This is a genomic window from Streptomyces sp. NPDC055013 (assembly GCF_053608645.1).
The window spans coordinates 1-8,293 of sequence record NZ_JBSGVW010000075.1; the positions used below are offsets into that span (position 1 = coordinate 1).

The following is an 8,293-nucleotide window of genomic DNA, read 5'->3' on the forward strand; positions in this document are numbered from 1 at the left end:
TGGTACTGCAGGGGGGACCCTGTGGGAGAGTAGGACGCCGCCGAACAAATTGTGAGAAAGGCCCACACCTTATGGTGTGGGCCTTTCTGCGTTTAGGGTCAATGTATGCGCTATGACCTCGTCATCTTCGACAACGACGGTGTACTCGTCGACAGCGAGCCCATTTCCAACCGGATGCTCGCCGCGTACCTCACCGAGCTGGGGCATCCGACCTCGTACGAGGAATCCATTCGGGACTACATGGGCTCCGCCATGCATCGGATTCATGAGTTGGTGCTGGAGCGGACAGGGCGGCGGCTTCCCGGGGACTTTGATGACGTCTTCCATGCGCGTGTGTTCGCCGCCTTCGAGCGGGAGTTGAAGGCGGTGACCGGTGCGGACGACGTACTCGAGAAGCTCGGTCAGGACGAGGTGCGGTACTGCGTGGCGTCGTCCGGGAGTCATGAGCGGATCCGGGTGGGGCATCGGACGACGGGGCTTGAACGGTTCTTCGATGAGAGGCGGATCTTCAGCTCGCAGGATGTGGGGCGGGGGAAGCTGGCGCCGGATCTGTTTCTGTACGCGGCCGAGCGTATGGGAGTCGCGCCGGAGCGGTGTGTCGTTGTCGAGGACAGTCCGCTGGGGGTGGAGGCTGCCGTGGCAGCGGGGATGGACGTGTACGGGTTCACCGCGATGACGCCCGCCGCGAAGCTGGCCGGGGCCAGTCGACTCTTCGCCGACATGGGGGAGTTGGTCGACCTGCTGGGGTTGCCCGACTTGCGCGACGCCTAGCTAACTTGAGGGAAATTCATCTTTGGCTGGATCTACCCACCAGTACCCCGGGGCCCTACGCTCGCCGCCATGACTGATGTGCTGCGGCGCGGTAGGGCCTCGTTGGCGTTCGGCTTCTTCGCCCAGGGAGTTGCCTTTGCCCTGCTCGTGACCCGGATTCCGGCCATCCAGGACCGGTACGGGGTCTCCGATGCGCTGCTGCCGGCCTTCCTCGCCGCCGTACCGATCCTGGCCGGAGTCGGGAGTGTGACGACCGAGCGGCTGGTGAAACGAATACCGCCGAGCCGGGTGTTGCGGTGGTCCCAGCCCGTCGTGCTCCTGGCGCTGTTCGGTGTCGGAGCGGGGGAGCGGATGGTCGAGCTGGGGCTCGCACTGGCCGCGTTCGGGCTGGCCGTGGGCGCGCTCGATGCCTCGATGAACATGCTCGGGGTGAGCCTGCAGCGGTCGTACGGACGCAGCATCATGCTCAGCTTCCATGCCGTGTACAGCCTGGGCGGGATCGTTGGGGCCTCCTTGGCGTGGGTGGGGGCGCACTGGGATCTGGCGCTGGTCGTGTCGTATCTGCCGGTTGTCGTGGTGCTGCTGCCCGCCGCGTTGGTGGGGAGTCGGTGGTACGTCGACGGTGGGAGCGGCGGGGGCGGGGCCGTGGTGGAGGAAGCGGGTGAGGGCGGGCCCGTTGTGTTCAAGATGCTGCTGCCGCTGTGTCTGGTGATGACCTTCGCGTACATCGGCGATTCGACCGTTTCCAACTGGAGCGCGAAGTATCTCCAGGACGTGCTGGGGAGCTCGGAGCAGATGGCGACCGTGCCGTACAACGTCTATATGGTCACCACGCTGCTGGGGCGGGCCATCGGGGACTTCGGGGTGCGGCGGTTCGGGGCTGTCGCGGTCGTGCGGATGGGGGCCGTCGTGGCGGCCGTCGGGTTCGCGGTGGTGGCCGGGGCGCCGGGGGCGTGGGTGGGGATGCTGGGGTTCACGCTGCTCGGGCTGGGGTTGTGTGTGCTGGTGCCGCAGACCTTCGCGGCGGCCGGGCGGTTGTTCCCGGGGGCTTCTGATACGGCCATTGCACGGCTCAATGTGTTCAATTACGTGGGGTTTCTGATCGGTTCGCCTTTGGTGGGTGCACTGGGCGATGCCTGGAACTATCGCGGGGCGATGCTTGTGCCGATGGTGTTGGTGCTGGTGACGCTTGTGTACGCCCGTTCGTTCGCCGCTCAACCGGACCGATACGGTGGCGGGCATGAGCGGCCGAGCACAGCTGATGTGGGACGAGGCAGTAACGGGCTATGACTTCGGCCGGGACCATCCGATGGACCCGGTCCGGCTCGCGCTGACCCGGAGACTCGTCGATGCCTTCGGGCTGGACAAGGACGTGGACGTCGTCTCGGCGCAACCGGCCGGGGAGTCGACCCTGCGGCTGGTGCATCGGGAGGACTACATCGAGGCCGTGAAGGCGGCCTCGGCGAATCCGGCGGCGGCGGATCAGGCGTACGGGCTCGGGACGCTGGATGACCCCGCGTTCGCCGGGATGCATGAGGTGTCGGCGCTGATCGCCGGGCAGTCGGTGGGGGCGGCCGAGGCCGTGTGGCGGGGTGAGGCGCTGCATGCGGTGAACTTCGCGGGTGGGCTGCACCACGCGATGCCGGGGGGCGCGTCGGGTTTCTGTATCTACAACGACGCCTCGCTGGCCATTGCCCGACTGTTGGAGTTGGGTGCCGAGCGGGTCGCGTACATCGATGTCGACGTGCATCACGGCGATGGGGTGCAGGCGGCGTTCTGGGACGATCCGCGCGTGCTGACGATTTCGTTGCACGAGCATCCTCGTACGTTGTTTCCGCAGACCGGGTGGCCGGAGGAGACGGGTGCGGAGGCGGCTGAGGGGTCGGCCGTGAATGTGGCGCTGCCGGCCGGGACCGGGGACGCGGGGTGGTTGCGGGCCTTCCATGCTGTCGTGCCGGAGTTGATCGGTGACTTTCGGCCGCAGGTGCTGGTGACTCAGCACGGGGCTGACACGCACTTCGAGGATCCGCTTGCGCATCTTGCCGTTTCGCTGGATGCGCAGCGGGCTGTCCAGGTGGCCTGTCATGAGCTGGCGCACGAGTACGCCGAGGGGAAGTGGGTTGCGCTGGGTGGGGGCGGATATGCCGTGGTGGAGGTTGTGCCGCGGTCGTGGACTCATCTGGTGGGGATTGCTGCGGGGCGGGCGATTGAGCCCGAGGCGATGATCCCGGAGGGGTGGCGGCAGGAAGTCTTTGCGCGGACTCGGCAGTTGGGGCCGGCGCGGATGACGGATGGGCGGTGGCCTATTTCCTGGGGGGACTGGGAGGCGGGGTACGACCCTGCGGATCGGCTGGATCAGGCGGTGTTGGCCACTCGGCGGGCGGTGTTTCCGTTGCGGGGGCTGTTGCCGTAGGTGGGAGTGGGGTTGGGCGGCCTCGCTGCCCGTACCCGTTCCACTGCTCGGAGCGGCTGACTGCGCGGCTTCTACGGTGCCTTGGCGGACTTGTTGTCGGCGGTGGGGTGCACCGTCTTCACCCCCGCCCATGGTCGCAGTGTCGACATAACGACCCGGTTCGGCCTACGCCCGTACAGCCTTGCCTACGTACGAGGAGTCGCGTTGGTGAGGGAAGCCGGCGTTCCGGGCACCGTGCATCCGACCGGCGCACACGCGCATTCACCGCTCCCGGTTCGTGCCGCTCTGGCCGGCGCGGCAGAGGCCGTATGGGCCGTTGCCCGAGCTGTGATCGGGGATCACGAGTAGGTCTTCGGGGCAGGTCAGCTGGAGTTTGTGGCCGATGGTCGTGCCTGAACGAAAGACCGCGCGTTCCTTGTGAGCGAGGTCGAGGGGGCGTGCCCGTTGCCGTTCCCCTTGATGACGCTGTGCGGTCTGATTGCTACCAGCCGCCCATCCGCTGCGTACTCAATCGAGCGTGTCTGTCACAGTAGGCCGCCGATGGGTGCTCTCTTCCTCACTCGCATCAGCCGCCCCTACATTGGGGACTGAGCACGTAGCGTCGATGACCTGCGGAAACTCGCTCGCACGCAGCAACTGCCAGGCGCGGACTCAGCCTGGAGCGGGAGATCAAATCCGTTGCAGAGACGCCGGCCACAGCGTGGGCCGGCAGCACAGGTACGCCCGGCCGTCGGGGACTTGGCGGAACACGACGGCCGGGCGTTGATGGAAGGACACGTATGCCCCTCACTGCCATTGTGGCGTTATCTCTGGTCAGCGTCGCAGTATTCGCGGCCTACCGCAACGAACGAATCGGATCGGCCATCCTCGTCGGATGTGGCGTACTGGCGGCGTTCTACCTGCTGGTCGGCGCGCCGGAGGGTGAGCGGGAGGTGACGCAGGTTCCCCCGGCGCCCACCGCCTCGATCACGGCACCAGGCACCCTTGGGGGTGGGCTTCCGCGTACCGACGACTAGGCGCGGTACGCCGCGTGCCGTCCAGGCGATCGCCGCTCCGCTCCCCGCTAGCCCAACTGTGCGGTGTTTCCCCGTTCCTCCGACTCCGTGCCGCCCCGTCCGTCACCATCGCTCTCGTGGTGAGTCGCGGAGCGCTTCGTGCCCATCTTCTGGATGCTCGGCTGGCCGGGGTCGTGGCTACTTCTCGGGAGGTGAGTCTGAGGAGTTATCGGCTGTTTGCGGCTCGTGATCCGCGTGTGGTTATTGGGCTTGATCCTGCGCGGAATTGGCGGCAGCGGGATTTGATTGCGTTGATGGCGGACAGGTGCGGGGTTTCGGCCGATCCGGGATGCGTATCTGGACTGGATGTGATCGATCCGGAGCTGACTTTGACCGCTCTGGACGCCTTCGCTGATCGGGTCGCGGCTGCCGCCCAGCGCACCGCGCCCGTGCTGCTCGGTACCGGGCATCCGCATCGACTGCTCGGGTTCTACGCCGCCTTGGCGGACGCGTTGTCGGCGGCGGGATGTGCCGTTCTCACCCCGGCGCATGGTCGCTGTGTCGACATAACGACCCGGTTCGGCCTACGCACGTACAACCTTGCCTACGTACGAGGAGTCGCGTTGGTGCGGGAACCGGGCCTCTCTCGCCCCGGTTGTGAGCCCGGCGCACACACGCACTCACCGCTCCCGGTTCGTACCGCGCTGGCTGCCGCGGCGGAGGCCGGCGGGCCGTTGCCGGAGCTGGTGATCGGGGATCACGGGTGGGTCTGCGGGGCAGGTCAGCTGGGGTTTGAGGCGATTGGGCTGGCCGATACCGATGACCCCGCGCTCTTCGTGGGGGAGGCTGAGGGGGCCGTGTCCGTCGTCGTTCCACTTGATGACGCTGTGCGGTCTGATTACTACCGGCCGCTTACCCGCTACGTACTCAATCGAGCGTGTCTGTCACAGTAGGCCGCCGATGGGTGCACCTCTTCCCCACTCGCATCACACGCCCCTACCCTGGGGAGTGAGCACGCAACGACGAAGAGTCACCGGAAGGGGAAGCCGGTGGCCGTCGAGTGCGGAAGGTTCAGGTGTGTCATGGCTGCAGCTGGCGAGAGGCCTCTGAACGAGGTTCAGTTCCTTACCGTGGCGGAAGTCGCCTCGGTGATGCGAGTGTCGAAGATGACCGTGTACCGGCTGGTGCACAGTGGTCATCTGCCCGCGATCCGGGTGGGGCGGTCCTTCCGCGTCCCCGAGCAAGCGGTTCACGAGTACCTCCGCGAGAGTTATGTGGGGGTGGAAACCGCCTGACAGCGACGGGTGAGGGGGGATCCTCAGGGCTTTGCGGGATCCCCCCTCGTCCCCTCGATTACGACCTCAGCGCTCGGGCGGGTAGGCTAGCCCCTCGTAGGTCGTATGGGCCCATGGCGCCCAACGCCGAGTGATGAGAAGTGAGCGAGGGTAGTCGTGGGCTCTGTTATCAAGAAGCGGCGCAAGCGGATGGCTAAGAAGAAGCACCGCAAGCTGCTCAAGCGCACGCGCGTTCAGCGTCGCAACAAGAAGTAAGCGGCGCGCCGCGAAAGCGGCGTGGCGTGTTTGTGGCCCCCCACCGGATCCGGTGGGGGGCCACACGCTTTTGGGGCCGGTGGGTGAGATCGTGGAGGGGATGTGCGATGAGCCGAACTTCGTACGTAGACCTGTACGCATGCCTGGTCCGTCTGGTCGTACGCAAGGAATTCCCGTCACTTCATGCATTGGGCGGTCATCACAGCGCAACATCGACCCGCTAAGTTGGCCGCACACGGGGAACTCGGGGAACTGGGCAGGGTACGAGTGCTGGAAGGAAGGCGCTGATCTTGGGCAAGGTCGTGCTCGTGACCGGAGTGGCCCGTCAACTGGGGGGCCGGTTCGTACGACGGATCCAGCGTGACCCGCAGGTGGACCGGGTGGTCGCCGTGGACGCGGTCCCGCCCGAGCATCATCTGGGCGGCGCCGACTTCATCCAGGCCGACATCCGGCAGCCCACCATCGCGCGGGTGCTGGCCGAGAGCGGTGCGGACACCGTCGTGCACATGGACGTGACCGGGACCGCGCTCGGCAGCGGTAGCCGGACCACGGTCAAGGAGACCAACGTCATCGGGACGATGCAGCTGCTCGGCGCCTGCCAGAAGTCCCCCAACGTCAAGCGGCTGGTGGTCAAGTCCAGCACGAACGTCTACGGGTCGGCGCCTCGTGACCCGGCCGTCTTCACGGAGACCACGCCGCCCAAGTCGCTGCCCAGCGGCGGCTTCGCCAAGGACGCGGTCGAGGTCGAGGGCTATGTGCGCGGGTTCGCCCGGCGGCGGCCGGACGTCGCGGTGTGTGTGCTGCGGTTCGCCAACATCCTCGGGCCGACCGCCGACACCCCCCTGGCCTCGTACTTCTCGCTGCCCGTGCTGCCGACCGTCTTCGGGTACGACCCACGGCTGCAGTTCGTCCATGAGGACGACGTGATCGAGGTGCTGCGCATCGCCTCGCACGAGCCGGCGCGGGGCACGCTCAACAGCGGCACCTTCAACATCGCCGGCGACGGTGTGCTGCTGCTCTCGCAGTGCTCCCGGCGCCTGGGCCGCCCCACCGTGCCGCTGCTGCTTCCCGCGGTGACATGGGCGGGCTCCCTGGTGCGTACGCTGGGTATGTCGGACTTCTCGCCGGAGCAGATCCGGCTGCTCACGCACGGCCGGGTGGTGGCGACGGACCAGATGCGAGAGACGCTCGGATTCAAGCCGAAGTACACGACGGCGGAGACCTTCGCGGACTTCGCGCGCAGCCGCGCGCCGGGCCTGCTGCCGCCGGAGGCCCTTGTGGGGGCCGTCGACCGGATCGCCGCACTGCCCGTCCTGGGCGGCGGAAACCTCCCGACGCAGAGCGCCAACTGAGGAGCGCATCAACGATGGCGGACGCCAAGGTCATTCCGTTCGACGACGACCGGTCCCGCGGGAGCGCCGTGCAGCGGCCTTCGCGGCGCCGGGGCGCGGGGAGCCGGCGCAAGAACGGTGAATCCGCGCTGGTACGCGAGGTCCAGCCCCTCCCGGGACGGGCCTTCGCGCAGGATGATGTTCCTGTGACACGTGAGGAAGAGCCGCCCCGCAAGGCCCAGGACGACGGTGGCCTGGAGAGGCGGATCGCGAGCGGCCTGGCCTTCCTGCGCCGCCGCCTCACCGGGGACTACGAGGTCGACGACTTCGGGTACGACGAGGAACTCACCGACCAGGTCCTGATGTCCCTGCTGCGCCCGGTGTACGAGAACTACTTCCGGGTCGAGGTGAAGGGTGTCGAGAACATCCCGACCGAGGGTGGCGCGCTGATCGTCGCCAACCACTCCGGCACGCTGCCGCTGGACGGCCTGATGATGCAGGTCGCCGTGCACGACCACCATCCCGCGGGCCGGCACCTGCGTCTGCTCGCGGCCGACCTGGTCTTCATGCTGCCGGTGGTCAACGAACTCGCCCGCAAGCTCGGCCACACCCTCGCCTGCGCCGAGGACGCCGAGCGGCTGCTGGCGCAGGGCGAGTTGGTCGGCGTGATGCCGGAGGGCTTCAAGGGCATCGGCAAGCCCTTCAGCGAGCGCTACAAGCTGCAGCGCTTCGGCCGCGGCGGCTTCGTCTCCACGGCCCTGCGCCAGGGCACCCCCATCATCCCGTGCTCGATCGTCGGGGCCGAGGAGATCTACCCGATGATCGGCAACGCGAAGACGCTGGCCCGCCTGCTGGGCTTCCCGTACTTCCCGCTGACGCCGACCTTCCCGTGGCTGGGCCCGCTCGGTGCGATCCCGCTGCCGACCAAGTGGACGATCCAGTTCGGCGAACCGATCCCCACGGACGGTTATCCGCCGGAGGCGGCCGAGGACCCGATGCTGATGTTCAACCTGACTGACCAGGTCAGGGAGCAGATCCAGCACACGCTGTACAAGTTGCTGGTGCAGCGGCGGTCGGTGTTCTTCTGACACTGCTGGGCCGGGTGCGGGCCCGTCGGCTCGCTTGCTGGATTCAGCCGATACCCGCGGGCGGCTATCCGCCCGAGGCCGCCAAGAGCTTGCTGCTGTCGGTCTTCTTCCGATACGTCGACGGGGCGCCCCTCTTGAGGAGGGG

The 8,293-nt window shown here is 67.4% G+C and carries 8 protein-coding genes and 1 pseudogene; all 9 read left to right on the forward strand.

The genetic code is table 11. The features are described from left to right. The first annotated feature begins 105 nt into the window (after window positions 1-105). The 9 genes and pseudogenes from ACWGDB_RS41610 to ACWGDB_RS41650 all read left to right on the forward strand — a co-directional run bounded on the left by ACWGDB_RS41610 (window position 106) and on the right by ACWGDB_RS41650 (window position 8,148). Entirely contained in the window at window positions 106-771 is a 666-nt protein-coding gene (locus tag ACWGDB_RS41610; RefSeq protein WP_453827243.1) for an HAD family hydrolase, read from the forward strand. 69 nt (window positions 772-840) lie between these two features. Beyond that, window positions 841-2,061, forward strand: coding sequence for an MFS transporter (locus tag ACWGDB_RS41615; protein WP_453827244.1), 1,221 nt, complete (start codon window positions 841-843; stop codon window positions 2,059-2,061). Then, window positions 2,012-3,184 carry an acetoin utilization protein AcuC gene (locus tag ACWGDB_RS41620; RefSeq protein WP_453827245.1) on the forward strand — a complete coding sequence of 391 codons (1,173 nt, stop codon included), beginning with the start codon at window positions 2,012-2,014 and terminating at the stop codon, window positions 3,182-3,184. The genes ACWGDB_RS41615 and ACWGDB_RS41620 overlap by 50 nt, the downstream gene beginning before the upstream one ends. A 60-nt stretch (window positions 3,185-3,244) precedes the next feature. Then, a pseudogene (locus ACWGDB_RS41625) lies at window positions 3,245-3,717 on the forward strand (phosphatase); the annotation flags it as partial. A gap of 599 nt (window positions 3,718-4,316) precedes the next feature. After that, the gene (locus tag ACWGDB_RS41630; RefSeq protein WP_453827246.1) at window positions 4,317-5,132 is read left to right on the forward strand and encodes a phosphatase; all 816 of its coding nucleotides are present in this window, start codon (window positions 4,317-4,319) and stop codon (window positions 5,130-5,132) included. A gap of 129 nt (window positions 5,133-5,261) precedes the next feature. Next, on the forward strand, window positions 5,262-5,474 hold the full coding sequence (locus ACWGDB_RS41635) for a helix-turn-helix domain-containing protein (RefSeq protein ID WP_004984898.1): 213 nt from the start codon (window positions 5,262-5,264) through the stop codon (window positions 5,472-5,474). A gap of 156 nt (window positions 5,475-5,630) precedes the next feature. After that, window positions 5,631-5,729 carry a 30S ribosomal protein bS22 gene (locus ACWGDB_RS41640; RefSeq protein ID WP_003948845.1) on the forward strand — a complete coding sequence of 33 codons (99 nt, stop codon included), beginning with the start codon at window positions 5,631-5,633 and terminating at the stop codon, window positions 5,727-5,729. Between the two features lie 290 nt (window positions 5,730-6,019). Continuing rightward, on the forward strand, window positions 6,020-7,081 hold the full coding sequence (locus tag ACWGDB_RS41645; RefSeq protein ID WP_453827247.1) for an NAD-dependent epimerase/dehydratase family protein: 1,062 nt from the start codon (window positions 6,020-6,022) through the stop codon (window positions 7,079-7,081). A 14-nt stretch (window positions 7,082-7,095) separates the two neighbouring features. Beyond that, on the forward strand, window positions 7,096-8,148 hold the full coding sequence (locus ACWGDB_RS41650; protein WP_453827248.1) for a lysophospholipid acyltransferase family protein: 1,053 nt from the start codon (window positions 7,096-7,098) through the stop codon (window positions 8,146-8,148). Window positions 8,149-8,293 lie beyond the last annotated feature (145 nt).